At 42.8% G+C, this 26,103-nt stretch carries 41 protein-coding genes; 40 read left to right on the forward strand and 1 reads right to left on the reverse strand.

Going from position 1 to position 26,103, the window contains the following annotated elements:
* Positions 1–8 precede the first annotated feature (8 nt).
* The 38 genes from JNUCC31_RS23395 to JNUCC31_RS23580 all read left to right on the forward strand — a co-directional run bounded on the left by JNUCC31_RS23395 (position 9) and on the right by JNUCC31_RS23580 (position 23,458).
* The gene (locus tag JNUCC31_RS23395) at positions 9–389 is read left to right on the forward strand and encodes a hypothetical protein (protein ID WP_228469208.1); all 381 of its coding nucleotides are present in this window, start codon (positions 9–11) and stop codon (positions 387–389) included.
* A 105-nt stretch (positions 390–494) separates the two neighbouring features.
* The gene (locus JNUCC31_RS23400; protein WP_192265202.1) at positions 495–977 is read left to right on the forward strand and encodes a hypothetical protein; all 483 of its coding nucleotides are present in this window, start codon (positions 495–497) and stop codon (positions 975–977) included.
* Positions 978–1,053: 76 nt separating this feature from the next.
* Positions 1,054–1,518, forward strand: coding sequence for an NUDIX domain-containing protein (locus JNUCC31_RS23405; RefSeq protein WP_192265203.1), 465 nt, complete (start codon positions 1,054–1,056; stop codon positions 1,516–1,518).
* Positions 1,519–1,561: 43 nt separating this feature from the next.
* Complete coding sequence (locus tag JNUCC31_RS23410; RefSeq protein WP_192265204.1) at positions 1,562–1,942, forward strand: hypothetical protein; 381 nt, start codon at positions 1,562–1,564, stop codon at positions 1,940–1,942.
* Positions 1,943–2,416: 474 nt separating this feature from the next.
* Complete coding sequence (locus tag JNUCC31_RS23415; protein ID WP_228469209.1) at positions 2,417–2,920, forward strand: GNAT family N-acetyltransferase; 504 nt, start codon at positions 2,417–2,419, stop codon at positions 2,918–2,920.
* 316 nt (positions 2,921–3,236) lie between these two features.
* On the forward strand, positions 3,237–3,683 hold the full coding sequence (locus JNUCC31_RS23420; RefSeq protein WP_192265207.1) for a LytTR family DNA-binding domain-containing protein: 447 nt from the start codon (positions 3,237–3,239) through the stop codon (positions 3,681–3,683).
* Entirely contained in the window at positions 3,680–4,090 is a 411-nt protein-coding gene (locus JNUCC31_RS23425; protein WP_192265210.1) for a hypothetical protein, read from the forward strand. Before JNUCC31_RS23420 ends, JNUCC31_RS23425 begins: the two co-directional genes overlap by 4 nt.
* A 15-nt stretch (positions 4,091–4,105) precedes the next feature.
* A complete protein-coding gene (locus JNUCC31_RS23430) occupies positions 4,106–4,507 on the forward strand; it encodes a hypothetical protein (RefSeq protein WP_192265212.1) in 402 nt (133 codons plus the stop codon).
* Positions 4,508–4,538: 31 nt separating this feature from the next.
* Positions 4,539–4,895 carry an immunity protein Imm33 domain-containing protein gene (locus JNUCC31_RS23435; RefSeq protein ID WP_228469210.1) on the forward strand — a complete coding sequence of 119 codons (357 nt, stop codon included), beginning with the start codon at positions 4,539–4,541 and terminating at the stop codon, positions 4,893–4,895.
* Positions 4,896–4,907: 12 nt separating this feature from the next.
* A complete protein-coding gene (locus tag JNUCC31_RS23440; protein WP_228469211.1) occupies positions 4,908–5,351 on the forward strand; it encodes a hypothetical protein in 444 nt (147 codons plus the stop codon).
* Complete coding sequence (locus tag JNUCC31_RS23445) at positions 5,332–5,682, forward strand: hypothetical protein (RefSeq protein ID WP_192265216.1); 351 nt, start codon at positions 5,332–5,334, stop codon at positions 5,680–5,682. Before JNUCC31_RS23440 ends, JNUCC31_RS23445 begins: the two co-directional genes overlap by 20 nt.
* Positions 5,683–5,919: 237 nt before the next feature.
* Positions 5,920–6,591 (forward strand): HAD family hydrolase, encoded by a 672-nt coding sequence (locus tag JNUCC31_RS23450; protein WP_192265218.1) that lies wholly within the window; start codon positions 5,920–5,922, stop codon positions 6,589–6,591.
* Between the two features lie 2 nt (positions 6,592–6,593).
* Complete coding sequence (locus JNUCC31_RS23455; RefSeq protein WP_192265220.1) at positions 6,594–7,106, forward strand: hypothetical protein; 513 nt, start codon at positions 6,594–6,596, stop codon at positions 7,104–7,106.
* A gap of 37 nt (positions 7,107–7,143) precedes the next feature.
* Positions 7,144–7,986 (forward strand): adenylyl-sulfate kinase, encoded by an 843-nt coding sequence (locus JNUCC31_RS23460; RefSeq protein ID WP_192265222.1) that lies wholly within the window; start codon positions 7,144–7,146, stop codon positions 7,984–7,986.
* Positions 7,987–7,989: 3 nt separating this feature from the next.
* Positions 7,990–8,490 carry an NUDIX hydrolase gene (locus tag JNUCC31_RS23465; RefSeq protein WP_228469212.1) on the forward strand — a complete coding sequence of 167 codons (501 nt, stop codon included), beginning with the start codon at positions 7,990–7,992 and terminating at the stop codon, positions 8,488–8,490.
* Between the two features lie 9 nt (positions 8,491–8,499).
* The gene (locus JNUCC31_RS23470) at positions 8,500–8,709 is read left to right on the forward strand and encodes a histidine phosphatase family protein (RefSeq protein ID WP_192265226.1); all 210 of its coding nucleotides are present in this window, start codon (positions 8,500–8,502) and stop codon (positions 8,707–8,709) included.
* Complete coding sequence (locus JNUCC31_RS23475) at positions 8,693–9,202, forward strand: GNAT family N-acetyltransferase (protein WP_192265228.1); 510 nt, start codon at positions 8,693–8,695, stop codon at positions 9,200–9,202. The genes JNUCC31_RS23470 and JNUCC31_RS23475 overlap by 17 nt, the downstream gene beginning before the upstream one ends.
* Before the next feature lie 32 nt (positions 9,203–9,234).
* Positions 9,235–9,747, forward strand: coding sequence for a nucleoside deaminase (locus JNUCC31_RS23480; RefSeq protein WP_192265230.1), 513 nt, complete (start codon positions 9,235–9,237; stop codon positions 9,745–9,747).
* Entirely contained in the window at positions 9,744–10,121 is a 378-nt protein-coding gene (locus tag JNUCC31_RS23485; RefSeq protein ID WP_192265231.1) for a MerR family transcriptional regulator, read from the forward strand. Before JNUCC31_RS23480 ends, JNUCC31_RS23485 begins: the two co-directional genes overlap by 4 nt.
* A 32-nt stretch (positions 10,122–10,153) precedes the next feature.
* Positions 10,154–10,792, forward strand: coding sequence for a Type 1 glutamine amidotransferase-like domain-containing protein (locus tag JNUCC31_RS23490; protein WP_192265232.1), 639 nt, complete (start codon positions 10,154–10,156; stop codon positions 10,790–10,792).
* Positions 10,793–10,810: 18 nt separating this feature from the next.
* Positions 10,811–11,704: a PhzF family phenazine biosynthesis protein gene (locus tag JNUCC31_RS23495; protein WP_192265233.1), complete on the forward strand. Its 894-nt coding sequence runs from the start codon at positions 10,811–10,813 to the stop codon at positions 11,702–11,704.
* 26 nt (positions 11,705–11,730) lie between these two features.
* Positions 11,731–12,498, forward strand: coding sequence for an aminoglycoside adenylyltransferase domain-containing protein (locus JNUCC31_RS23500; RefSeq protein ID WP_192265234.1), 768 nt, complete (start codon positions 11,731–11,733; stop codon positions 12,496–12,498).
* Between the two features lie 34 nt (positions 12,499–12,532).
* Complete coding sequence (locus JNUCC31_RS23505; RefSeq protein ID WP_416234459.1) at positions 12,533–13,330, forward strand: inositol monophosphatase family protein; 798 nt, start codon at positions 12,533–12,535, stop codon at positions 13,328–13,330.
* A gap of 45 nt (positions 13,331–13,375) precedes the next feature.
* Complete coding sequence (locus tag JNUCC31_RS23510; protein WP_192265236.1) at positions 13,376–13,978, forward strand: HD domain-containing protein; 603 nt, start codon at positions 13,376–13,378, stop codon at positions 13,976–13,978.
* A gap of 43 nt (positions 13,979–14,021) precedes the next feature.
* Positions 14,022–14,471, forward strand: coding sequence for an NUDIX hydrolase (locus JNUCC31_RS23515; RefSeq protein ID WP_090894908.1), 450 nt, complete (start codon positions 14,022–14,024; stop codon positions 14,469–14,471).
* 18 nt (positions 14,472–14,489) lie between these two features.
* Positions 14,490–14,822, forward strand: a complete 333-nt coding sequence (locus tag JNUCC31_RS23520; protein ID WP_192265237.1) for an HIT domain-containing protein — start codon at positions 14,490–14,492, stop codon at positions 14,820–14,822.
* 301 nt (positions 14,823–15,123) lie between these two features.
* Positions 15,124–15,900, forward strand: coding sequence for a hypothetical protein (locus JNUCC31_RS23525; protein WP_192265239.1), 777 nt, complete (start codon positions 15,124–15,126; stop codon positions 15,898–15,900).
* Positions 15,901–15,963: 63 nt separating this feature from the next.
* Positions 15,964–16,665, forward strand: a complete 702-nt coding sequence (locus tag JNUCC31_RS23530; protein ID WP_192265240.1) for a hypothetical protein — start codon at positions 15,964–15,966, stop codon at positions 16,663–16,665.
* 65 nt (positions 16,666–16,730) lie between these two features.
* On the forward strand, positions 16,731–17,165 hold the full coding sequence (locus JNUCC31_RS23535) for a hypothetical protein (protein ID WP_192265241.1): 435 nt from the start codon (positions 16,731–16,733) through the stop codon (positions 17,163–17,165).
* A 28-nt stretch (positions 17,166–17,193) separates the two neighbouring features.
* Positions 17,194–17,754 (forward strand): GNAT family N-acetyltransferase, encoded by a 561-nt coding sequence (locus tag JNUCC31_RS23540; protein WP_192265242.1) that lies wholly within the window; start codon positions 17,194–17,196, stop codon positions 17,752–17,754.
* A gap of 112 nt (positions 17,755–17,866) precedes the next feature.
* The gene (locus tag JNUCC31_RS23545; RefSeq protein ID WP_192265245.1) at positions 17,867–18,364 is read left to right on the forward strand and encodes a PH domain-containing protein; all 498 of its coding nucleotides are present in this window, start codon (positions 17,867–17,869) and stop codon (positions 18,362–18,364) included.
* Positions 18,361–19,896, forward strand: coding sequence for a PH domain-containing protein (locus JNUCC31_RS23550; protein ID WP_192265248.1), 1,536 nt, complete (start codon positions 18,361–18,363; stop codon positions 19,894–19,896). Before JNUCC31_RS23545 ends, JNUCC31_RS23550 begins: the two co-directional genes overlap by 4 nt.
* Before the next feature lie 94 nt (positions 19,897–19,990).
* On the forward strand, positions 19,991–20,311 hold the full coding sequence (locus JNUCC31_RS23555) for a DUF3139 domain-containing protein (RefSeq protein WP_228469214.1): 321 nt from the start codon (positions 19,991–19,993) through the stop codon (positions 20,309–20,311).
* Between the two features lie 48 nt (positions 20,312–20,359).
* Positions 20,360–21,139: a Cof-type HAD-IIB family hydrolase gene (locus tag JNUCC31_RS23560; RefSeq protein ID WP_192265250.1), complete on the forward strand. Its 780-nt coding sequence runs from the start codon at positions 20,360–20,362 to the stop codon at positions 21,137–21,139.
* Between the two features lie 103 nt (positions 21,140–21,242).
* Entirely contained in the window at positions 21,243–21,413 is a 171-nt protein-coding gene (locus JNUCC31_RS23565; protein WP_094030628.1) for a YHYH domain-containing protein, read from the forward strand.
* Between the two features lie 284 nt (positions 21,414–21,697).
* Positions 21,698–22,366, forward strand: coding sequence for an HAD family hydrolase (locus tag JNUCC31_RS23570; protein WP_228469215.1), 669 nt, complete (start codon positions 21,698–21,700; stop codon positions 22,364–22,366).
* A gap of 65 nt (positions 22,367–22,431) precedes the next feature.
* Positions 22,432–22,728, forward strand: coding sequence for an NUDIX domain-containing protein (locus JNUCC31_RS23575; RefSeq protein ID WP_228469216.1), 297 nt, complete (start codon positions 22,432–22,434; stop codon positions 22,726–22,728).
* Positions 22,729–22,936: 208 nt separating this feature from the next.
* Complete coding sequence (locus JNUCC31_RS23580; protein ID WP_192265253.1) at positions 22,937–23,458, forward strand: hypothetical protein; 522 nt, start codon at positions 22,937–22,939, stop codon at positions 23,456–23,458.
* Between the two features lie 59 nt (positions 23,459–23,517).
* Here JNUCC31_RS23580 and JNUCC31_RS23585 read toward each other — a convergent pair whose 3' ends face one another.
* Positions 23,518–24,678, reverse strand: a complete 1,161-nt coding sequence (locus JNUCC31_RS23585) for a glycosyltransferase family 4 protein (protein WP_228469217.1) — start codon at positions 24,676–24,678, stop codon at positions 23,518–23,520.
* A gap of 292 nt (positions 24,679–24,970) precedes the next feature.
* Here JNUCC31_RS23585 and JNUCC31_RS23590 point away from each other — a divergent pair, with 292 nt between their 5' ends.
* Positions 24,971–25,540 carry a DMP19 family protein gene (locus JNUCC31_RS23590; RefSeq protein WP_192265255.1) on the forward strand — a complete coding sequence of 190 codons (570 nt, stop codon included), beginning with the start codon at positions 24,971–24,973 and terminating at the stop codon, positions 25,538–25,540.
* A gap of 25 nt (positions 25,541–25,565) precedes the next feature.
* Positions 25,566–26,102 carry an AAA family ATPase gene (locus JNUCC31_RS23595; protein WP_192265257.1) on the forward strand — a complete coding sequence of 179 codons (537 nt, stop codon included), beginning with the start codon at positions 25,566–25,568 and terminating at the stop codon, positions 26,100–26,102.
* Position 26,103: the final 1 nt, after the last annotated feature.

Below are 26,103 nucleotides of genomic sequence, written 5' to 3' on the forward strand. Positions count from 1 at the left end.
CAAAAGGCATGTCTAGTTGGATTTCAGGAATATTTCAGGCAGAAGAGGTAGCTGTGCAGTACATGGAGCTAATACCAGAAGGGCTGAAGGAACATCAAAATTTGATTCATGTAGAGGACATGAAATATCCTTTTTATATTATAGAGAGTCAAGGCGACTTTCAGTTTCTGACTAAAGATGAAGTGATTGCACTTTTCAATAATACGGACGTTTCAGAAGACGAAGAAGAGGTGTTCTTCAATATCTACACGATCCATTCAGATTACAGACCGAAGAAGCCGGGCACAGACTATATGGGCATACTGCATCATGATCATGTAACTAATGATTTTATGGAGAGATACAAAGATGGAGGGACAGAAATTCTAGTCAAAAGAAGGATCTTTTAAGTGTAAAGTAACAGAACGTGTGAACTTAAAACCACTTCGCATTTACCAATACATGGGTTATGATGAATGAAAAGGGGACCTGAGAGAAACGGGGGTTTGGATAGCATGCCTATTCATAATTTTGTTATTGAAAATAAGGAGGAAATCAATGAATCTATCTACACCTCCTACTCATGGGATGCTCATGGAATTATACATAAAAACGGACTAATGGCAATAGAACATGCTGACTTGGAAGATGAGTTCATTTCATACATTCAGGATTCTCTTAACTGGCTGAATACGTGGAACCCATCTACCTGTAAAAGATGTAGTGGACTGAACAACTATGGAATAACGGTTATTGAAGAAAAAGATGCTTTGTTGAAGTTGCATCAACTGATTCGCGCATGGATTGATGTATTCAACCTTGCTCCTGATCAGATCAAACTTACAGGGGATTATTGTTTTGATGGATATGAACAGAGGGGCTATTACGAGAAACTTATGTATAACAGAGTTGAATTGATGAACGAATTAAACAAGCTTGCTAATATGGCAAAAGATGCTGAGGTAAATGGGAAATGCATTGTGCATTTTGGCATTTGATCTTCTAAAGAGATTTTCTTCTGGAACATAACTGCTGACTAAAAGGGAAGTGAACCATCAGAGAGGAGTAGGATTAATGACAAGCCGCATTGTCGTTACGGGCGGAGCTATTATTCGTGATCAAATGGGGAGAATTCTGCTGCAAAAAAGATCAGATTATGGCGACTGGGGATTACCAGGTGGTGGCATGGAACCTGGTGAGAGCATTGAAGAAACCATGATTAGAGAAGTGAAAGAAGAAACGGGTCTTGATGTGAGTTCATATGAACTGGCCTCCATCTACACAGGTGAGAGAATGAAATATACATATCCGGATGGCAACGAGGTTGTATTTGTCATGTTCCTGTTTAACGTCACCGCGGAGCTGGGTGGGAAACTTGATCATGATCAAACCACCCTTTTATTTGAAGATGAACAGAATGAATCGCTAGAGCTTGTTTTTAAAAGTCTGGATGAAATTGATATTTGCACAATCAACAAGGTACAGCAGCCTGTATTTATAGATTTGATGAATGGAGAGTCCAAGCTACTACGAGTGTAATATGCTTAAACAGCGTAGCTAAACATGAAGCGGGGTGATAATCATGGTAAAAAATTTGGAACTACTTCCCCCCTGTATTCCTGCATTTTCTGTTCAAGGTATGGAGTGGGTTGCGGGTGTGAATTTGTATATCAAACAAGATAAATATTATGAAAATATCATGATAGCAGACATTACATTTCTGGCGAAATTCTCAAATGTTACATATGAATTGCTTTTTAGATTCACTAACATTGAAAGTTTTCATTATCGGCCTGGTGGTGTTCTTGTACATATTAGTGGATTCAGTATTAATGATCTAAAAGAGCATGGGTATCATCCGATGAAATATTTCGTTGAGGACTATGAAGACGGGGTGCTGGGGTTCTATTGTGAGGATATTGAATTGATCAGTGTGCAAGAGAGTGAGCACTTGGCTTTGTAGGCGATAAATCCATATAAAATCTTCCTAAGGAAAGAGAGAGGAGCATTATTATGCCTTGGCCCATGATTCATTTTGCAATCGCGTCGGAATTATTATCTGATCCAACCCCTGAATTTATAGTGGGAAGTCTTGCACCTGACTCCATTCATGTGAGAACGAATGAAAGAGGTTGTTCCTGTACGTTGTGGACGAGCAAACACAAGACATTATAATCCGTATATTTTCGAATGCGTATAAATCTACATTCGTGGAGTTTGTTATCCCTTGGGAAGATACGTGGGATATATTTGTCTATGAGCCCAAGCTGATTTCGAATCTCATTCAACATGCATTAGATCAAGGATGGGACTGCAGCCAGAAAAATAATCGGATGAAATTCGACAACGCGACAAGCATCATAAGAGTGTTACTGGCAGAGAAAGAAGCCTGATGAAGGGCGTGGTTATATGATCTGATTCACTAAAAAAACTATATATGGAAGCAGAGGTGTCCAAAATGAAAAAACGGATTAGCCTGGCCCAATATAATGAGAAGTACAATCAAGACTTGGCTAATTTTTCGTTAAGTAATGAACAGGTCCAATTTACTGCAATGCCTGCGGAAGTGATGGAGGAGGCATTCCAAAATCCGAACAAATATCCGGTAGTGATTTTAAAGGATAAGACTCCAGTTGGTTTCTTCATATTACATAAAAATTCTGAATACGTAGAGGAAAGAGATGCTTCCCGTACAATACTGGTACGTGCGTTATCCATTACGATGGAACATCAGGGGAATGGATATGCAATGGATGCCATGAAGGCACTGCCTGAATGGGTTAAGCAGCTCGATCCAAAGATCAATGAAATTATTTTAGCTGTGAATGAGGGGAATATTGCGGCACAAAAGCTGTATCTGAAAGCAGGTTTTCTGGATACGGGAGAACGAAAAACGGGCATTCATGGTCTTCAACTGATTTTGCATTATAGAATGAGGTGACCCTGCTGCAAAGAACGGAAGAGCTATATGCTAAATATCGATCCATGGCTCAGGAAGCTATTTTACACATGAATGAAATAATTCGGCAAGATCAGGAGATGTACCTGGAGAACAGTTCGGTAACCTAATTTCAGGATGACAGTTTGAAAGAGAGACATGTAGGGCTACTCTTGAGTGAGTAGCCCTTTTTATCGTGTTTGTACGATGGAAAATCAGTATCGATGCAACAAACCTGCAATTTCGTGCAACAAAACGCAATACAGTAGGTTTGTCGTAGCTTTGCTTGTAATATGAGTTTTGAGAGGAGGGACAACAAATGAAAGTCGTTTTTGAAGAGGAACTATTAATGGAAAAAAGCATGGCCAAGGTCATAACCCATCCTGATGAGAAGTCCCATTGGGACAGTATCCAAGAAGCGATCTGCCAATCGGAAACAAAACTTGTTGTCATCAATGCCAAGAACAATCGCAATGTGCAGATCGAGTTGAGTTCGGTGGTCGCGATTGAATCAGAGGATCGGTTGTGCTGTGTACGTGTCATCACAGGCGAAAGGTATTTGCTGAACAAACGTCTGAAGTTTGTGGAAGAGGAACTGAGGTCATCCCATTTTATGAAAATCAACAATCAAACGATCATCAATACACGTTGTATTAGCGAATTTTCATCAACAGACCACGCCAGGATCCAGGTTGATCTGAACGATGGTTCCAGTTACTTTGTTAGCCGATTCTATATTAAAAACTTTAGGGGGAAATTATCATGATTAGTCAGTTGAAGCAATCATTTTTTCAAGTGTTTACGGTAACTTCGTTGTGGGTGACCTTGTTACTCACACTATTCTCTAATGGTCATTCCATTGAAATGGGTTACTTGTGGAATATTGCCGGGATTTCAGCTATTGCCGCTGTACTGTTTGGCGTATTGTACAATGCATTGTGGAACTACTTTACGATGAAACCCGTGTGGAATATCATCATTTCTTCCACTTTTAATATTGCAGGAGGCATGGCGATCGTATGGTTGTTTTCTACAGACATGTTCCTATTGATTGCTCCCTGGTTCCCTGGAATGTGGGTCTTATCCATCGTACTGCACATTATTGGTTTTTATTTCTATGCTAAAATGGATAGCAGGAAAAAAGCGGAAGAATTAAACAACATTCTGAAATAGGCAAGGGGTACGGAAATGAACGAAGAAGAGGTTTTGGAGTTGTACGGTTTAGATCCAGATACCAAACATAGAGAGCGAATCCGGGAGTTGTTGCAGCAGGAGATCGAGAATCAAGAAGCAGAGGATCATGAGTATCTCAAAACCTTATGTATTATGTTATTCTGCATCGGAAATGTAGAGGACACTGGGCTGATCTGGCAGGCAAAACGCAAGAATCAGGATACGGGCACTTATGTTGATGTGCAGCTTCTGTGTGGTGCCGGTTATGAGAAGACAGTGACTTATCTGGAGCAGAGTCACGAGGACTTAGCGGGAGAGCAGTTGAACTACCTTAGACAGTGTGAGTCATATGACTTTATTAATTTTTCCAAAGAGGAATGGGTCTCTAACTATAAACAATATTATGAACAACCTTAGTCATATCCAACATATGAGAAATGAGGTGATTATGATGACAAATGCTGATTCCATCCAGGAACAGATGCAGATGTGTCAGAAATATAATGCCGACTACGTACCCAGCGAACTACACCATAAGATTGGAATTGCCTGGAACGTCAAAGAGAAGTTGGAACCGATCCACGGCATGCGTATTCAGCCCGAGGGAGATACAACCGGATGGTATATTTGGGCGGATGAATACTCGGAGGCAGATGACTTTTTTGTACCATTACATGTAACACACATCGATGACTGGGACCCGAAAATCAAGAAGTACCTCGGACTTGCGCCTGGTTGGCGGTTTGTGATTGCAGAAGATTATGAGGATGTATGGTTTGACGAGCAGCTACTGAACAGAGCATAAGCAGAGCAGGTAATGAGTAAGTGGAACGTTGAAAGGAGCCATACAATGCCGAGTGTGCATGATAACATCATATTAAGTTACGAAGTCGATTTGGAGAACGAACGCATTAGGATGCGTACCCGTTCGAATCACTCTGAATTGTCTGAAGATACGGATATCCTTTTCTCGGATGTATTGGCACATTCGTTTGATACACCGATGCAAGGCAGCATTATTTTCGATATTGACGACGTTGGTGTAGAGCATTTTATCAACTACAACCGCGAGTTGTTGGAAAACGGGAAAGGTCAGGGCTGGCCTATTACGTATAAAACGGATGAAGAGCTGGAAAGCAAGTTGATTGAAGGGGAATATCTGTACCTGGTCATTACATCATCATATGGATTAAGTGGCTGGGTATTGGCTAAAAAGGTTGAAATGATAACGAAGATGCGGAATGAACAAGATGAAGAGTAGTTTTAGCTATGACCCGAACATGATCCGTAAATTACCAGTAGTTATGGGTCTTGTCACTTTAGTAGTCATGTTGATTATTACCAATCCAACCAGGAGTGATTTTTATACTTGGCTGGAAAGCGAGCATGGTATATATGTCTCCTACGATGTCAATGCAGAAACAACGTTTACGCAGATTACAAACGGCGAGGAAAAGAGTCTTATTTTAAGTAGCGGACATACACAACGTGTGGGGATCTTTACTACGTATGATGAGCTTTTTACGGATATTGAGGGTAATGATACCAAAATTAAAGCCATTGGTGTAATGAACATGTTCTTTAAGAGATAATAGGTTGCTGTTCAGATGTTGGGAGTAGGAAAAGACGTATTCAGACACCACGCTTTTGTATGATGCAAACATGCAGAGCAGCGTGGTTTTTGTGTTGAACAGAATTCGAAAGGAGGGGGAATTACGTTATTTGGTTCATTCGCAAATTCCACATTATGGGTTATGATGTACCTACAGAGGAAATTTAACATACATAGGAACTTTTTGGATTAGCAGTATTCCAGTAGGAGGGATAGAATGAAAGCCATTTTCCTTGATTTCTATGGGACCGTTGTTCATGAAGATGATGATATTCTTCCAGTGATTTATAAACAAGTTCAAGCGATAGCGCAGGTTGAATGCACAACGGATGAGATCGGAGCATATTGGTGGAAGGCTTTTTCAACGTTATTTCATGCAAGCCATGGAAGCCAGTTTACCACGCAAAGAATGCTGAACGTGCAGTCTCTGGCAGAAACGCTTCGCCATTTCAAATCGGATCTACAGGCTGAGTCTCTTAATCAGGAACAGTTGGCTCATTGGCGTAACCCGGGCATATTTGCCGATTCAATTCCCTTTCTTCATTCTCTTAAAATTTCTGTATATATCCTTTCCAATATCGATACTGATGACGTGGAAGCTGCAATGAAGGCGCATAACATTGAAGTGGCCGGGGTGATTACCAGCGAAGATGTTCGATCTTATAAGCCAAGGTCAGAGATGTTTGATGAAGCGATCTATAGGTATGGTTTGCAGCGATATGAGGTAATCCATATCGGGGATTCTCTGACCAGTGATGTACAAGGAGCTCAAAATGCGGGAATTCAGGCTGTCTGGTTGAATCGGAAAGGAAAACCCAAACCGCAACAGATTACTCCGGATTATGAGTGCAAGAGTCTTGCCGAGGTTGTGCATATGTTGGAGGCCTGAACATGAAAAAGTTAACTGCGTTGTCAGTATTATTTTTATTCTTAATGGCCTGTCAGGATAAAACAACGAATGAAGCTATGCAGAAACCAACGATTCCAGTGACGGAAAGCGTCACTGAAGAAACAATCAAGGATAAGGACGATGAAGCAGCAGCACCCAAAGAAGACAAAGGCACCCCTCCTGTTTACCTTGATGAAACGAACTATACAGGTGATGAACTGGAAATCGTCAAACTGATGAACGTTCGTATGCGTTATATATGGGAAGAGGATGAGAAGGGTTATATGAGCCTTTTTGATCCACAGTCGCCAGTCTCAGGCATGCCAGCTTCAAAAGTTCGCAAGGTGATCTCAATGAGCAAGATCAAGATTCGAGAGCAAAAGAAGCTCTATGAGGCACTTGTAATGGTTACTGAATTAAGAGAGAACGAGGAGGAGGCCAGCTCCAGCATGGTATTTTGGAAGAAGAAAGCGGATGGCGATGCTGCGAAGTGGATCTTTGCAGACATCGATTAACAACAATTGAATTAGATGAAGTTAGGGTGATGAAATCATGACAAGACAATTAATACTTATTGAGGGATTACCGGGTTCAGGAAAGTCGACGATTGCCAAGATGGTATCTGAAATTCTGATTGAGCAAGGCAAGAAGGTGCAACTCTTTCAGGAAGGTAATCTGGATCACCCTGCTGATTATGAGGGGGTTGCCTTTTATTCTGCGGAAGAATTCAGGTCTTTGGTGGATGCTCACGAGGCATGTATACATATATTGGAGAGCAGAGCTACAGCCCATCAGGATGGTTTTCTGATTCCTTATCGCAAAATGAAAGAAGAGTTTGGAGAGAGTTTCCCTGATCATGTGGTGCAGGAGATATTTAGCAAAGATATTTACGAACTGCCTTTTGAACAAAATGTAAAGCTGATCACCGAAAAATGGCGGAGTTTTACCGAAGGCGTGATAAGCGCGGCTGATGATTCCATCACCATATTCGAATGTTGTTTTATTCAGAATCCACTGACCATAGGTTTGGTGAAAACGAATCAATCCAGAGAAGAAAACGTTAAATATGTTTTGGACTTGGAGCGGATCGTTCAACCATTAAATCCACTACTAATCTATATTCATCAGCAGGATCTGGCACATACATTTGACAAGGCGATCCAGGAAAGACCCAAGGAATGGTCCGATGGATTCGTACAATATTACACAAATCAAGGATGGGGGCTCGCGGAAGGATATCATGGTGTTCAAGGCACGGTGAAGGTTCTTCAGGCAAGAAAAGAGTTGGAGACCGAGATTTATCAGTTGCTGAAGATAGACAAACACTGGCTGGACAATTCGGAATATAACCGCCCTGCTTGCCAGGAGGAACTGGAGAAGATTTTGAAAGGGTAAAGGGTGGATCTTTTGATAAATTCAGATAACAATAACATAACGTATGAGAAAGATAACAATAAATTCAATTTCCGTGTGGCTGGTATCGTTATACATCAGGGGAAAGTTCTCCTGCACACAACAGAACAAGATGATTTCTGGAATCTGCCTGGAGGGCGGATGGAATTCAACGAAACGACAGAAGCAGCCATTGTGCGCGAGATGTATGAAGAATTGGGTGTTTGTGTACAACCGCAGAGAGTTGCCTTTGTTAGTGAAGATTTCTTTGATTATGATGGCATGAAGTACCATGAGATTGGATTTTATTATGTCATCACATTACCCGAAGAACATAGGCTCTATGATGAATTGGAATTTAAGGGACTTGAGGATAATGGAAAATTGACATTCCGCTGGTTTTCATTTGAAGAGTTGAAAGGTATGGAGGTTTATCCAGTGTTTTTGAAAAAGGATCTGAGTAATCTGCATGATACAGAGGACATTAAGCATTACGTTCAGAAATAGGAGGAGCCTGTGGATATCATATTTATTCGTCATGGTCACGCTGAACATTTGCTTCATTATCCTCATCAGCTAAACCAGTTGCATCCGGAGCTTACCGAACAAGGAAAGAGACAGGCGACTAAATTGCGAAAGCAGATTAAAATCTTACCGGAAGACATCGTTTTGGTGAGTCCCACGAAACGAACGATAGAAACATATGTACATGAAACCTTTTCCTGAAATAGAGACTGACCGATTGTATCTTAGAGAGCTAACTTTGGAGGATCGGGAGTCTGTATTCAAGCATTTTGCTGATCCTGAAGTAACTCGATTCATGGATATTGAGCCTTGCCGTGACATAAAAGAAGCAGAAGAAATTATACAATTTCATATGGATGATTCAGGTTGCAGGTATGGTCTGTTCAACAAAGTAAATAATGATTTCCTCGGAAAAGTAGGATTTCACTGCTGGGCCAAAAGAGAACCGTCAAGCGCGGAGCTTGGATTTGATTTATCCCGTTCCTATTGGGGACAAGGTTTAATGCAAAAAGCTTTAATCGAAATCATCAAAATGGGTTGGGATGTTATGAATCTTGATTTTATTGAAGCCACAGTAGAGCAGGCCAACATTCGGTCACAGAATTTGTTAGTTAAGATGCATTTTTCAAAAGCTGATGAGTTGAAAGGTGACTTGTTCTACTACATGTTGAATAAGGAAGAGTTTATCTTGTAAGCGGTCAATATCTACACTAAGGGGGATTTTTCGTGAGATTATCGGACTATGAATATTTAGTTTTGGCTCTGGAAGAGGCAGATCAGGCGTTAATAGAAGGGACATATCCGATTGGTGCAATAATTGTGGATACGGATGGGAATGTCGTGAGCAAAGGAAGAAACCGAGTCTTCTCCGAATGTGATCCCACCGCACACGCTGAAGTCGATGCGATTCGTCAAGCAGGGCAACATTTGCTGGATGTAAGTAAGAAGCGATACACGAAGAATGACCTGACCCTCTACACCACCTGTGAACCTTGTCCCATGTGTTCATGCACCATCTTAATGTCGGGGATCAAAAAGATCGTATGGGCAGCGGATGATGAAGGGTATGGCGGGCTTAGACGTTTTAAGGAGGGCCCTCATTTTATCCATCTGTTCGACACACTTTCCTGTGTTGCAGCGCCATATCTTGATTTGGAAAATAGACAGCGGGCATTGCTTGCCCAATGGAATATTGGTAGAGGTTTGCTTAATACAGAGTGGGAGACTCCCAAACAATGAAATCCATTCCGATATCCATACTGTTAGCTAGTGCCATTTTGGGAATATCGTTTATTGTTGGCTGCCTGCTGCTATCAAATCAGGGAAGAGTCAGTGAACCGGCTCAGGCAGTGGATCAGAATATGCCGAACAATAACAAAACATTAATGACCATCCAAGAAACGGCGGAGTATCTGAGTATGACTAAAGAACAGGTGATGGACATAATCAAAGCAGAACAAGGAAGTTTCTCGGCATCGGGTTTCTTTGAAGGAAAAATGTTTCCTTTCATCAAGGTCCAAGATCAATTTTTGGTTAGTAGAATCGAGTTGGAATTGTGGGCTCAGGACGCATCTTCAAGTCATGGAAGATATATTAATGGGCAGTTGCATTAAGTAATCTGGAATTAAGGAAGGGCGGAATTCAGATGACCAAGTTGGTCTTGTTAGGTGATTTATATTTCGAATCTAACCACGAACTAAATCAGAAAATTTTGAGCTTGTTCAACTCTGATCAGCCTTCCATCGGTTATGTACCTTCGTGTTCTGACCCGGATAGAAGATATTTCGAGCATACGAGACGTTACTATAATCAACTGGGCATCGAAACGATTGATTATTATGATCTCGATTCAGAATACGAGGAAAATAGATTCAATACCATTTTTGAGACCGATGCGATTCATTTATCTGGAGGGAATACTTTTTATTTTCTAAGTTTACTACAGAAGAGAAATGCAATGGGATTACTGCGTTCCTATGTGAATAAGGGCGGCATTCTGATTGGGGTTAGCGCAGGCAGTATTTTAACTACACCAACGATTGAAATAGCTGGATATGGTGAAGATGCAGACGAGAACCATGTTGGATTTATTGACAAGCAGGCTCTGGCACTCGTTGATTTTGAATTTTCGCCACATTGGGATGGAACGGAAGAAGCTTTGGATTCATTAAGAGATTACGCACATGCCAATTCTACAACAGTTTATGCTTGCAAAGATGGTGGCGGGATCGTTATCGATGGTGAAGTGGTAGAGTCATATGGCGATGTACGTCGTATAAACTGAAAATAAGGTGGGGCTACAATGAGTGAAATCACTGTATATCATTATGATGCTTTTTCGACTGTCCCCGGTAAAGGAAATCCGGCCGGAGTTGTTTTTGACGCCGATTCGTTGAATGAGGTAGCAATGCAGCAGATTGCGCTTAAAGTTGGCTTTAATGAAACGGTTTTCGTGATGAGTTCCGACGTGGCAGACGTTAGATTACGATATTTCACACCGGGTCATGAGATTAATTTGTGCGGGCACGCCACGATGGCATCCATGTATGGGTTAAAGACCAGAGGGCTATTGGAGGACAAACAGTCGATTACCATTGAGACTAATGTAGGCATATTGCCGATTCAGTTCCAGCAGGATGGCGATATGATTAACATCGAGATGAAGCAGGATCAACCCCATTTCTTGCCATTCCAAGGTGATATAGAAAAGCTGGCAAATTCCATTAATCTAACCATGGATGATCTTGATCTATCCACACCCATCGTCTACGGAAGTACGGGGACCTGGACGTTGTTGATACCGATTCGCAAACGGATCTCTTTCCAACAAATGAAACCGGATTCTTCTCAATTTCCTGAGATATTAAATGAGAATCCGAAAGCTTCTTTGCATCCCTTTACACTGGAAACCCGCGATTCAGATGCTCTAATGCATGCCAGACATTTTTCATCGCCCTTTTCGGGTACTACTGAGGATCCGGTTACGGGAACAGCATCCGGTGTGATGGGTGCCTATTATTTGGAGTATATGAATTCTGAGATGGATCAGGTTCATTTTGTTGTGGAGCAAGGGCATGAGATTGGGAGAGATGGGAAAGTTCATGTTAGTGTGGTCAGAAATGGACAGGACATGGATGTCAGAATACGAGGAACGGCTGTTTTTGTGGAGGAAATGAAAGTGGAGTTGGATACGTAACAACGTAAATGAAGGAGCGGAGTTAGGTGGATGAACTGGCGGTACTACGTACAGTTACTCATTTGTTAAAAGAAGAATGTTCGGATTCCCTGGTGGGAATTTATTTGCACGGGTCCATGGCTATGGGGTGCTTCCATCCCAATCAAAGCGATATCGATATTCTGGTGGTATGTCGGGAGCAGCTGTCTGCTGATACCTATCGAAGGATTGCGAAGAGATTGATGCAGATAGAAGATGAAATGCACATGGTCACAGGGTTTGAACTTAGTATTATCTTGGAGTCTACGGTTACTAGTCTGACGTTTCCAACTCCATTTGAATTTCATTACTCTGCGTATCACCGGGAAAAGTATAGAACAGATGATCAATATCTTTGCGGTGGATACGAAGATCCAGATCTGGTAGCACACCTGGCCGTTATTGTTGACCGTGGAGTAGTGCTTGCTGGCAAACCTATTAAGGAGTTATTCCAGCCTGTAAAACGTGAATATATGCTGGCCTCTATTACATCTGATGTTGGTTCAGCTCTGGAAGAAATAACGGAGAATCCTGTTTACTATGTTTTGAACCTATCACGGGTTCTATTGTATGTGCAAGAGTCGGTCATATACTCCAAGCGAGAAGCAGGCGAGTGGGCATTCATTCATATTTTACCCAAGTACAAAGAAGTCATCTCACAATGTCTCGCAAAGTATAACGGAGAGCTGGAAAGCGTGAATCTGAGTGATGATATGCTTCTGGATTATGCGAAGTACATGTTGAACGAAATTAAAGGTTTGGCGGAATCTGGTTGATCCCGTTAACAAGTAACCGAACGGAGTGATGGTCATCGAACAAACCATTCGTTTAGCCCAAGAGATTGGGGAGAGAGTCATTCGAAGCGCAGGAAAGGTTGCCAAAGATCATTTTGATCAGATCATCTGTGCAGAGGAGAAGGGTATCTTTGGCGATGTTGTCACTGAAGTAGATCATGAAGCAGAGCGGATGATATGTGATGAAATTAGCATTCATTTTCCCGATCATGAGATCCATAGTGAAGAGCGGGGGCATAACGGACAGAAGAGTGACTGGCTGTGGATGATTGATCCGTTGGACGGAACAAACAACTTTGCCATCGGTCTGCCGATATTTTCCGTTTCCATTACTTTAATGTATCGTTCAGAACCCGTTCTCGGGGTTATTTACGAACCTCTGGTGGATCGTTTGTTTGTGGCATCACGTGGGAATGGAGCATCTTGTAATCTGAATCCCATGAAAGTTCAAAAGAAAGAGTATATTCATAAAGGGACTATTGGCTGGATTCAGGGGCATCAGGTGCAAAATGAGGAGAAGGCTGTTCGACTACGTCAACATCTGGATGTTCGTTTCAAACGAATGATGCGATTATGGGCTCCAACCTTACAATGGTGCATGTTAGCTAAGGGGGATATTGACGGCATTGTGCTCTACCATTCGGAAGGAGACGATTTGTATTCAGGCATATTAATGGCGAAAGAAGCAGGTGCCATTGTTATGGATTTTGAAGGTATTCCCTTTGAAGGCATGAATTCAGAGCCATATCTGATTGCCTGTCATCCGGACCATCGTGAGTATTTCCTGAGTGTCGTTCGGGAGGGAATGAACTGATGATTAGCGAGCTTAATAAGCATGAATTTTATAATCCGAAGGAGAATGATCGTGAACGAAACGTTACAGGAGCAGATTCAATTTCTAATTGAGATTGATAAATTGAAAACGATAGAACGAAAAACGAGAATTATCCATGGTGACAGACTCGAAAATGATGCGGAGCATTCCTGGCATCTGGCGATGATGGCCTTGATTTTGCAGAGCCATTCCAACAAGGAGGTGGATCTTCTCAAAGTCATTAAAATGCTTCTCGTTCATGATCTGGTTGAGATCGATGCCGGAGATACATTTGCCTACGATACGGTAGGGAATACGGATAAATATGACCGTGAGATCAGGGCAGCCCATCGCCTGTTTGGGATGTTGCCTGAGGATCAGGCTCAAGAACTGTTGAATCTATGGCTAGAATTCGAGGCAAAGGAAACCCCTGAGGCGCAGTTTGCCTCGTCCCTGGATCGGTTGCAGCCGTTGATCCACAATCATCAGAATGAGGGAGATACGTGGCAGAAATACAATATTACAAGTGAACAGGTGTTAAACAGAAATCGTGAGATTGCGAACGGCTCCGAAACATTGTGGACATACGCACAGCAGATTATCCAAAATTCTGTGGACAAGGGAATCTTGACTCAATCCAAGTCTTAGAGACATGTTGAACTTATCTGATTCAAAACGGGGGAGAATCTTTATGGGATATATCATGGAGTTGAGAAAGCTGGTGGGCTCGCGCCCTCTAATCATGGCTGGTTCATGTGTATTGGTCTTCAATGAGCAGGGCCATCTGCTATTGCAAAGACGTACAGATAGTCTGGATTGGGGGACCCTTGGCGGATCGTTGGAACCGGGAGAATCTCTGGAGGAAGCAGCAGCACGTGAATTATATGAGGAAGCTGGACTGAGGGCGGGTGCGTATAAACTCATTACCGTTTTCTCAGGTCAGGATATGTATTACAAGTATCCGCATGGAGATGAAGTGTATAATGTCATGGCTGTCTATGAAGCTACAGAGATTCAGGGTGAACCAACGGTCATGGATGATGAAGGACTGGAACTGCGTTATTTTGATCTGAGCATGCCAATCCCAGAGATTAATCCGTTCACGGAATATGTGCTGAAAAAAGCGGGATATATTAACTAAGTAAAAAGGAGGTCGTATATGACACAGGATTTTTATTGTGATGAAGTGCTTAGTGGTAATACCAAAGTGAATATCGTCATGGAAACAGACAAAGTACTGGCCTATCATCATACCCGACCATACTACAAACATCATATCGTTGTTATCCCAAAGATCCATATCCAATCGTTCATTTCACAGGAAGAAGATAATAATGATGAACTATTACTTGAGATTATGCGCGTCATCAAGAAGGTTGCTGCGGACATGGTTATCCAGACGGGTTCTTCCAAGATCGTAACTAACCTGGGCACGTACCAGGATTCGAAGCATCAACACTGGCATGTGGTAAGCGGTGAACGTATTCAATAGAATAAGTCTTACGTAAAGTCTTCCAGCCGGATGTCCGGGGGAAGATTTTTTTTTAATTTTTAAATATTAGAATTCAGACTATTAAGAATGTGAAATTGGATCGAAGAAAGTAGCGCAAGGTAAAATATGCCAAAATAGGTTGTTGAATTAATAAGTTATTATTTATATGAGAAACGAGGAGAACGGTTCTAAGCTGTAGAAATATCTCTCAACAATAGAATTATCATTTTTCTCTCAGTGTTTTATTGTTGCTCTATTGATATGATTAACTCATCATTCAACTAAAGAGAGGGTAAATGACATGGATACTTTTTTAGAGCAAATCAACGAATTACAAGAGCTTCAAAAAGATTTGGTCAGTATACATCCTTTATTCGCAGAGCATTATCCCGTGGTTGTGGCATATGAAACTTTGTTATATATCTATGATTATTCGTCCAAGACGAAGCAATATGAATGGGTAAAAACCGTTCCGGATGACCTGAACATTCCCGATGAATGCCTTGCAGCGTTCCGAGTGCATCACATGGATGGGCGGATGTGCGCAGTGGTGACGGATGCGGTGTTCAAAAATTTTGAGCAGAAAGTCTACCTCTTTCATGAGTTTGTCCATTGTTACGTAAATGAGCAGTACACCGATATGGGTGACCGTCTTGAGATCAAACGTAAGATGGAGCAAATCAAACGTGTAACATGGGAACTGGATTATGAGTTTCCTTATGACAATGAGATGGTTGTCCAGCGGATCACTTCGTTGCTGTCAGCCTTGAAGAGTAAGGATCTCTTGCAAGTGAAAGAGGCGAGAGAGGCCTTGTTTAGCTCATTGAGTGAAGAACAAGGGGAGTACTTCAACTGGCTGGAGTGGAACGAAGGTTACGCGCGATATATAGAGAATCGAATTCGGGAGAAATGGGGACTGGACATCAATCATCTTGGGGATTCAACTCCGTTTAATCGTCTTGTTTTCTATGAATGCGGGTCGGAATACATAAGCCTGCTCGTTAGCGAACAGCTGGAGCTTCATACGGATTTGGAGCAGTTATTTGAGAGGATACAAACAGAGCGAGTGCAGGCTTGAACATAGGTTATATTGATTTTCTTTTGTATGTATAGCAGATCTGCGAAAAAGGAGATGATCTCTATGCCACTGCCAATGGTTCATTTAAATGTAGCTGTTCTTTTTGAAGAATCCTTACAAGGACATGTAGAACAAGCTCCGTTCTATCTGGGGAATATCGCACCTGACTCTATACACATGCGCGAGGGCTGGACAAGAGCAGATAAGGAAAACACTCATTTCAACCCTAAGGATAAGAATGAGAGAGAATACGTTGAGCAATTAAAAGAACGTTATTCAACCTACATTCAACAACAAGCTGATGAGGGATGGAAGTGGTTCGTGCGGGGCTACTTTATGCATGTCCTGACGGACTTTTACTGGTTCCGGAGTGTTCATCCGCAATTTGTGGAGCAGGTTACCATGACAGATCAAGATTCGGGTATAAACCGGACCAAGGATGAACTTGGGCGTCTGTATTATCAGGAAACGGATCAGATTGATTTTAACCTCTACCAACAGGCGAGTTGGAGTGAAGAAGTCTGGCAGATGCTTGAGATTGCGCCTGGCTATGACGTTGCTGATCTGTTAACCGCAGAGGAGATTCTGCACTGGCGGGATCGTACGTTTTTCTTTTTTAATGAAAGTGCCAACGAACCCGGTATTGTTCCCCAGTACATTACGGATGTAAAGATAAGTGCTTTCGTGGTCGACACCGCCCAGCGTTTAAAAGTGCTGCTCCAAGGATGGGATACCGAGTTGCAGCATGCCAACATAAGCATCTAGAGCAAAATAATTACGTAGAGAGTTTACGCTCATGTGTTGAGCAGGATCGGGAGGTACATGTGCTGATGAAAAAAGCAGAGATTCTCTCAGGCCTCTTCGCCGTACTCCTTGCAGGGCTTCTCACAGGCTGCAACCATTCTGTTAGTACTAATTCTAATCCGAAAGAAGCTCTTCCTTCGCTCATTACATTAACTTGCAACCCCAACGTCACGATTGAAGCGTGTGAGGATGTGGAATTCGAAGATCCGGTTGAGATTGGAATCGTAATCGAGGCAATAAACAAAGCGGAGCGCATAGCGGGAAGTCTTGATTACGGCGTGGAGTACAAGATGGATTTAGCAGATGCAAATGGCTCCTTAACCAAGTATGATTTTTCCATAGGCAAAGATCCCAAGCAGTCAGCCCTTCTGGTTAACCTTGAGGATACCCACGTGGGATATACCATACCCATCGAGGATGCAAATCGAGTAAGGAAACTGATCCAGAGTCATACGGATTAACTAGCTATCGAAACGGAGAGACAGTCATATGAGTCACCTGATTACCATTCAACCTTTAACATCTTCGGATATGGAGGGTGCCTGCCAGGTATTCGAGACATCCATTACGAATGCATTTACACAGGAGGGACTGGGTTCCCTGCACGAAGACATACGCGATGAAATTGAACACAAAAAAGCGATGCTTCAACTTGCTTTGCATCCTGACAACAACAAGGAACCGTGTGTCTTCTTTCTGCTCGCCAAAAGGAAAGATACCGTCGTGGGCACCATTTCGTACGGGCCCTGCGGTGAGGAGATTCGAGAGTGCACAGACAACCAGCTGAACCACGTAGGGGAATTGGGTAGTCTCTACGTTCTGCCAGAGGTTCAGGGGCAGGGAATTGGCTCTGCTCTCATTCAGGCCCTGACTACTGAGCTTCAGAGGCGTGAGATTACGCAATTTTGTCTGGATAGTGGATACCGGACAGCGCAGAAGAAATGGCAGCGGAAATTCGGAGAACCGTATGCCGTGGCAAAGAACTATTGGGGTGAAGGCACGGATCATATGGTATGGTTATGTGAAGTGAAAGACTTTGCTGTAAAATAAAATGACTAAGAGATGACGACCTGTACTGAACAGGGGTCATCTCTTTTACTAAGTCATCTTTCTGCATCGATAGAGGACTATTCTTCGTACAGTAAGAAAAAGGAGTGAAGATATGCAGTACATACAGAGTACACCCGAGCAACGTTTATCGCCGGATGCCATAACCATATGGAGAATTAGTGCGATAATATCGAACGGAATAGGATTGATTGTGCTTGCAGCACTGCTGGTTCTGGATTCCGTCTTTGGATGGAGGGCGTGGATTGGCTGGTTGCTGTGGGGAGTGACTGCCATCTCAGTGCTGTATGCGGTGTGGGAGATTTTTATCCGGCCTGCATTGTTATACAAGCATTGGTATTACGATGCGAATGAGGAGTTCTTGCAATTGAAACACGGGGCCCTGAAAAAGGTACATCAGATCATTCCCATGGCCAAAGTACAATCCGTCACGACGAACCAAGGTCCCCTTTTGAGAAAATATGGTCTATATTCCGTATCGGTTGGTACGATGGGTTCAGCTCACAACATTCCGGCGTTGCCAGAAGAAGTAGCGCTTGAGTTGCGGAATCAGATTGCGTCCTATGCAAGGATTAACGAGGTGGATGAATGAACGAGCTGAAAAGACAGCACCCGTTAGCCATGCTCTGGAGTTTGTGGAAACTGGTGAAAAATTCGTTTGCATTTATCGTTTTTTTATTTATTCTTCGTCATGGCTCAGTGTCCAAGTGGACTATGTATGGCAGAATTGTGTTCTATGTGGCCATCGCGTGTAGTGTAATAGTCATTATTTGGAGCTGGTTTACGCTACGTTATACCGCAGACGAGAAGGCTTTTCAGATATACAGTGGGGTGTTCAATCGCACAAGAAGAACGATACCCTATACCAAAGTTCAAAATGTGAATCGGCATACGTCGCTGTTTCATCGTTTGTTTAGAGTCACATCCATACGTTTTGAGACGGGCATCAAAGGAGAGGATGCCGCCTTTCATTTGCAAGTCGTTTCACTTTCGGAATCGGATCGGCTTGAAAAGGTTGTAGCCGGGCATATGTCGGAAGCGAATATCGCCAGTGATGCTGTAGAACCAAACAGAGAACCAGTGACGCGAACTGAACACGTAACACTGGAAGAAGAGATTTCCTTGCCTGTAAAAGAGGAGCTTGAACGGCATGTCCATTACCAGTCCACCCGCAAGGATATATTCAAAGCTTCGTTTACCTCACTCAGCTTTCTGGTACTTATACCGATTCTGGGCTCACTCTATTCTTCGGTGAAAGATTTCTTTCCTAATGAAAAAGTAACGGAAAGTCTTGTATTAACGTGGTGGGACACCTGGTGGATTGCCGCTTTAATTATCACAGGACTCATCGTTGTTTCCATTACGCTTGGTATTGTCAGAACCTTTGTGAAGTATGGCGATTTCCAAATATCCTCTGATCGCAAGCGGATCTATATTACGAAGGGCATGTTGGAACAGACCGCATTTTCAATTCTAAAGGAACGAGTCCAGGCGGTTAAAATCACGCAGTCACCAATGAAAAGACTGCTGGGATTGGCAGAAGTGGAACTGACAACAGCAGGTGGTGTGGGAGAATCGGACCAGGAAGTTAACTCGCTCTATCCTTTTTTGCCTGTAAAGCAAGCCTACGAGATGATCTCGGAGATTTTGCCATCTTATCAGGTTACGCAGGAGATGCAAAAGCTTCCACGAAAATCATTATGGCTGCGCATGTTGATACCAAGCTGGGTGTGGATCATTGCAACTGGGTTATTGTTTTATTTCAAACCGGCGATTCTGGGGCAGAACCAGGCTTGGTGGATGATTTCCGCTATTCTGTTACTGTGGATTGGCATATGCAGAATAACTGATTTTCTCCACACACGATACGTCCTGAATCAGAACTTTATCCAATTGCGAACGGGTGCATTAACCTCAACACTATACATCTCCAAGCGGGAGAAAGTCATTGAGGTACAGATCACCCGGAATCTGCTGCAACGCTGGTTTGGAATTGCTTCAATTCAAACCGTGAATCGTGCCAAACCTGTTCTGCATCACACGCTAAATGATATTCCGCTTGAAGCCGTAGAGGAATTTCAGTTGTGGTATATGGAGCGCAGCCAGAACGTCCAGACACGTTAATGTAAAGGCAAGTGCAGGAAGGCTACTAAGTTGACTGTGCACTTGCCTCTATTATTCAAAACGATGCTTAATTGCTTAGCTTAGGAGGTGTTTGATGAATAAGAGGAAAAAATACGTAATGCTAGCGGTTCCGATCGTAATGGTTATTTTGGTACTAACCCCATTTGTATATGTCCAAGTAAACAAGCTGGTTTATGCCCATAGAGTAACTGAATATTTAATTGAGGAAAAGAAATATACCCAAGAGGACATTGAATCCGTGGAAGGCATATGGAATGTTAAGCTCCCACCTTTTTCTGCCTTAGTTAAATTCAAAGATGAACCAGATGTAGAATATATATATTTTGCACATAATGAAGTCCTTCAATTTGCTCACCGTATATCCGAAGAAGCACAAAGGAGAGAACCAAATTGAATCTGAAACATGTTGAACCAACGAATGACCGTGAGTAGGAGGTGTCCCTTGATTAAAATCGTATTTATGGATGTGGATGGTACATTACTCAGTGAGAAGGATCGAAGTCTTTCCCCAAGTACAGAGGAATCGATTCGACAATTGATTCGTAAAGGCATACAGGTTGTTCTGGTCACTGGCAGACCGTACAATTTATGCGGAGAGTTCAGGAAGCTTGGGATTGAGACCCTGATTTCGGCTAACGGTGCATTAATCAAGAGCGGTGAAGAAGTGATACATAAATCGGTGCTTTCTGCACGAATGGTCAGAGAATTCAGTGAATTTGCCGAGCTGAACGGAAGAAGTATTTCTTATTTTACAGAGTCATTTGAGACAAATGGCTTATGCACAGCGGATGTGCGTGTCACCGATGCATTGAGAGATACGCTCGGTCTGAGGGAGCATCCGTTGAAAATCAGTTCTTTGGAACAGGACGTGTATTGCATTTGTTTATATGCCGATCAAGCCGAAGCAGAGATATTCCATTCCAGATTTCCTTCATTAAAATTCGTGAGGTTTCATCCTTACGTGTCTAACGTACTGGAAGAGAACGAAGTATCCAAATCGATAGCGGCAGGAAAAGTGCTCGCCCACCTGAATATATCGAAAGAGGAAGCAATGGCCTTTGGCGATGGTGAAAATGATATTGATTTGCTAGAGTTCGTGGGTCTCGGCATTGCGATGGGAAACGGAGGAGAGCGCGTCAAACAAAGTGCCGACTATGTCACACTGCGAGCAAGTGAGGATGGCATCACACATGCGTTGAGGAAGTTTAAAATTATAGAATAAGCAAATTTTGGAGTAATAAGGATATCCTAATTATGGGTTTTCATGTAGAATTATAGAGGATGAATTAAGCCCTAAAGCATAGGGTGTGATCGAAGGGTGACTTATGAAAAAGGTTGTCATTGTAATCCTGTCTTTTGTCGTACTTATTGGTGTGTCTTCTTCAGCTTATGCCCATCCAGGCAGACTGGACAAAAATGGTGGACATAATTGTTCCGCGAAATCCAAACAAAAGGGCCTGTGCACAGGCTACCATTATCACAAAAAGAAGAAATGAAAATGAGTTTTACAAGGTAAACCCAGCCCTGGCCTGATCTATGGTTGGGTTTATGTGTTTATACTTCATGGTAGTCGCAGCTAACAGAATACAATAAACATTACGTTAGAGGTGAGTGGTATTTTGGGGTTTATTGGGATCATTTGTGTAATTATTATGACGGTCACACTTATTAGCATAGAAAGTAAAACGAAACGGTTAATTCAGGAGCAGACCGAAACCAATCGGAAACTGGAGCAACTATTGAGGAAATAACAAATTTACAGACCAGACAGGAGGACGACATGACGATGGATCATATTAAAGCGATTATTTTTGACCTGGACAATACGATTCTCAACAGAACAAGTACCTTTGAAGGCTTCAGCCAGAGCTTGATCAACACTTATTTTGCCCATCTTGAGACTACGGATGATATTCTTAAACGAATTATTGAGCTGGATGAGGACGGTTACAAGGACAAGGATGTCTTGTTCAACGAGCTGCTCCATGAACTGCCTTGGGCTAAGAATCCGCCTCATGCGGAGCTTATGGATTTCTATGGCAGAGAGTATGTGAGAAGTGCTGTTCTGATGGAGCAGGCGCAAGAAGTGGTTCAGCATCTAAGAGGAAAATATAAAACAGGTTTAATTACCAATGGTCAGACTGAGATTCAGTACGGAAAAATTGATCAACTCGGCATCCGGGATGATTTTGATCATATTATCGTTTCGGAAGAGGCTGGGGTCAAAAAACCTGATCCTCGTATTTTTCAATTGGCATTGGATCATTTCAACCTCTCTCCCGAGCAGTGTATCTACATTGGAGATCATCCTGTCAATGATGTTGAAGGAGCGGCAAACGTAGGCATGAGCACGATCTGGATGAAGGTCAATCAGCCTTGGCAGGACAGCATCACAATCCAGCCATTGCATGCTATTGAGCATCTTGGTGAATTAAAAGGCCTACTCTAAAAAGATCGTCAGATTAGACTCAAGCTACATTTAAATTACATAACAGAACAGTGAGGAAGGTGCGCATGGAGATCAGACAAATGGCTACGGCGTTTTTGAGCAATGGAACCGATATGTTGATGATGAAGAAGACAGGCAGCAAGCTGTTTGATTTTGAGTTTTGGGGTGGCATTGGCGGTCATCTGGAGCAAGGGGAATTGAATTCACCAATGACCGCCAGCTACCGGGAGATCGAAGAAGAGACGGGGTTCAAGCAAGCGGAAATTGATAATTTTCGTCTACGATATGTGCTGTTGCAGTATAGCGACGGTGAAGTTCGGCAGCAGTTTGTATATTTTGGTGAGACGACACGCCAAGGGTAGAATGGAGCATCATGCAAGATACGATATCATTTGAGTCCATAGTCTAATATTAGTCGCCTTTGCCAAGAGCTGACCTATTACTTTTGGAAAAAGCCATACTGTCAACCGAGTAGGCGACTGTTAAAAAGAGTGAGGATATTGGCTATCCCCACTCTTTTATTATTACCTCGTGTTGAATACAGTTGCTCTCTTTGGAAGGAGAAAGATAATGAGACCCAGCCTACAACATAACAGATGGTTCAAAGGATGTCTTCTGCTGCTGCCAACAGTTTTATTATTATATCTGCTGGTTCAGTTATTTCCTTACACGAGTCTACTCAGATTGATCATGTTTCCCCTGATTGTGGCGATCAATGCTGGCGTTATCTTCATAGTAGCCAAAAAATCAGAAAAGAAAGTATCCCACATGGTGAAGGGGAGAGTACGTAACACATTAATTATAGTCCTAACCCTACTGGTTACCATCGTGCTATATCCTCAGGCATCTGATCGACACATTGTCGTTCAAATCAAAGATGGAATACATGCCATAAGGCATTATGAAGATATCACACCAAAGGATCTCAAGCTCAATAAAGATCAGAGTGGCAGAATTATTGGGGATTCCAATCACATCTATGAGAAAGCAGGAAACAGGACCTTCGATCTGGTGATAATCAATGTGGAGCAAATCCCTGAGAAATTGATGGGCTTTCATAAGCTGATGTGGTGGATCATGGAGCATCATTGATCTGTATCAGAATGTGCTTTAATTTTTCCGTAAATCCTAATTCTAAACGTGAAACCTGTTCAAGCTGTAATAATTCGATCTTTCGTGCGTCTTCTCCGATTCTCAATGGCTTCCTCATAATCGCCAATCAACCTGTCGAAAATGTGATCCCACGAACGCTGCTCAGCAAGTTTCCGTCCTTCAATACCCATATTTCTTAGTTGTTCCATATGAACACCCCAGAGGCATATTTCCCGAATCAGTGCATCCACTTGGCCTGGCTCGAACAGAACACCGCTTCGATGATGTGCGACCAAGTCTTTTACACCACCACCATTCGCTGCGAGAACCGGCAATCCTGAAGCCATCGCTTCCAGCACCACATTGCCAAATGTTTCTGTTGAGGAAGGAAACACAAAGAGATCTGCCGAAGCATACATAACAGCAAGTTCCTCACCATGCAGATACCCTGTAAAGGTGACATTAGGCGGGGATTGCATACGCATTTTGGGAAGCGATGGCCCATCGCCTACAATGATCCAGTGTACACGGGATTTCATATGTTCAGGTAACTGTTGCATGGCAAGGGAGAGGGTAGCGATATCTTTTTCGGGGGCGATTCGTCCAACGTAGAGTAAAATTAGAGGAGCGGTTATATTATAGCGAGTACGGACATCGGAGCTTCGTTTATCTGGTGAATACAGGCTGCAATCGATCCCACGGGACCATAGTTTCAGACGCTGAATGCCTTTCGATTGTAATGAGTTTAAGGCCTCCTGAGAAGGTGCTAATGTTGTATCACAGGCTCGGTGGAACCATTGAATGTACTTCCAGTAGAGAGGAATGATGCTGTTTAACCTGTAGTATTCGAGGTACCGATCGAAGTGCGTATGGTAGGAGATGACATGAGGAAGCTGGTGCTTGAGCGCATATCTGAGACCGAGAAGGCCCATATTGAATGGAGTGGCGATATGCAGCAGATCTGGCTGAAAGGCTTTTAATTCTTGATGAATGGATCTCCGGTTAGGTAAGGCTATTCTACATTCCGGATAGAGGAAAAAGGGGATGTTGGTAACCGAACGGGCTGGTGCGGCGTGATTGCCTTCAATAATGGACTGCGGCGTAAGTAGCAGATGCTCAATCCCTTTGCGGTTTAACTGGTTACTTAAGCGGTGCAGCGTGCCGGCAACACCATTCGTGTCCGGAACATAGGTATCGGTGAACAAGGCCAGGCGCATCATTACCCCTCCCATGACTCTTGATGACAAGATCATAACAGCGGATCATTTTCCAGAGGTCAAGTGCAGGTTAACTTTATCCGTATTTCGTGTAAAGTGTGCGAGCAGCGTGATCTGGTGCAAACGTACATTGGATAAACTTATATAACAACTTCTGATATGATGTAAAGGCGTTTCGTGTCACTAGTTTGATAACGACTTCACATGATAACAGAGATTGAAGGGTTGTTCTGACCAAGCAGTGATCCAGTGTGAATTTTGAAATTAGAGAGAGAAATACAGGAGGCAGAGAGAGATGAACAAATTACAGGAAGAATTAAAGCAATTGTTACCCGTGGATCAGCTTGAAAGCATGTCGGGTGAAGAAGTGGTGGGGAGTGTTGCCATGGATATCTATCGTACCGAATTTGCGACCATTCGGGAATGCGGACCGGAACTTCCGCAGGTATTGCGAGATACTATTCTGATCATAGATCTGGACACAGAGCTGTCCATGAATGGCATGACTGGTTTTCTTGAAAATGCGAGTGGACAGTTTCTGGGTGAAACGACGGAAGCGATGCAGCGCATAGGCAATGACGCAGATGCAGAGATTCTGAAGAGCATACAGCATATGTTATCCGAAAGTGGTGTGACGCCTGAGCAGTTAAGAGAGAATGTAAATGCACTCTCTGAACAGGACGTAACAACGACCCTAAATACCCATGGGCAACAGATCCATGAGGTCTTGCAACAGGTAGAGTTGGAAGCAGGACATTTGAGCATGCAATCGGATAATGAAGAAGTGTTTGAATTCCTTTATCAATATGTGGATACGAACAAAGATCGCCTGAAACAGGAGATGGAGCACCTCTTCTCTAATTGAATCTAACACGCAGGAGAGTGTTACGATGATTGTGATGATTAATGGAGCATTTGGCTCGGGTAAAACCTCTGCTGCAACCAAGCTGCAGCCGCGAATTCCGAACAGCATGATCTACGATCCTGAAGAGATTGGTTACATGCTAAGAAACGTGATTGTGGATGACGTCAAGATGGAAGTGGAGAAAACGGACGATTTTCAGGATATGGAGCTGTGGAAAGTCCTTACCGTGAAAGTCGCCCGTGACATCAGGCAGAAGTATAATAAACATCTGATTATTCCGATGACCATCTACAAGTCAGAGCAGTTCGATTACATCCATCGGGGTCTGAAAGAGTTAGACGTTGACCTTTTTCATTTCACCCTGATGACATCCATAGAAACATTACATGAGAGATTGTTGAAGCGTGGGGATGAGCCTGGTGGATGGACATTTAAACAAGCGGTTAAGTGCGCCGAAGCATTCCATGGAGCACGCTTTGAAGAGTACATTCAAACGGACGACCTAACAACAGATGATGTGGTGGATTATATCATTTCCAACGTGATGTCCAATCGTAACTGAG

Source organism: Paenibacillus sp. JNUCC-31 (genome assembly GCF_014844075.1).
In the GTDB taxonomy this organism is placed as follows: Bacteria; Bacillota; Bacilli; order Paenibacillales; family Paenibacillaceae; genus Paenibacillus.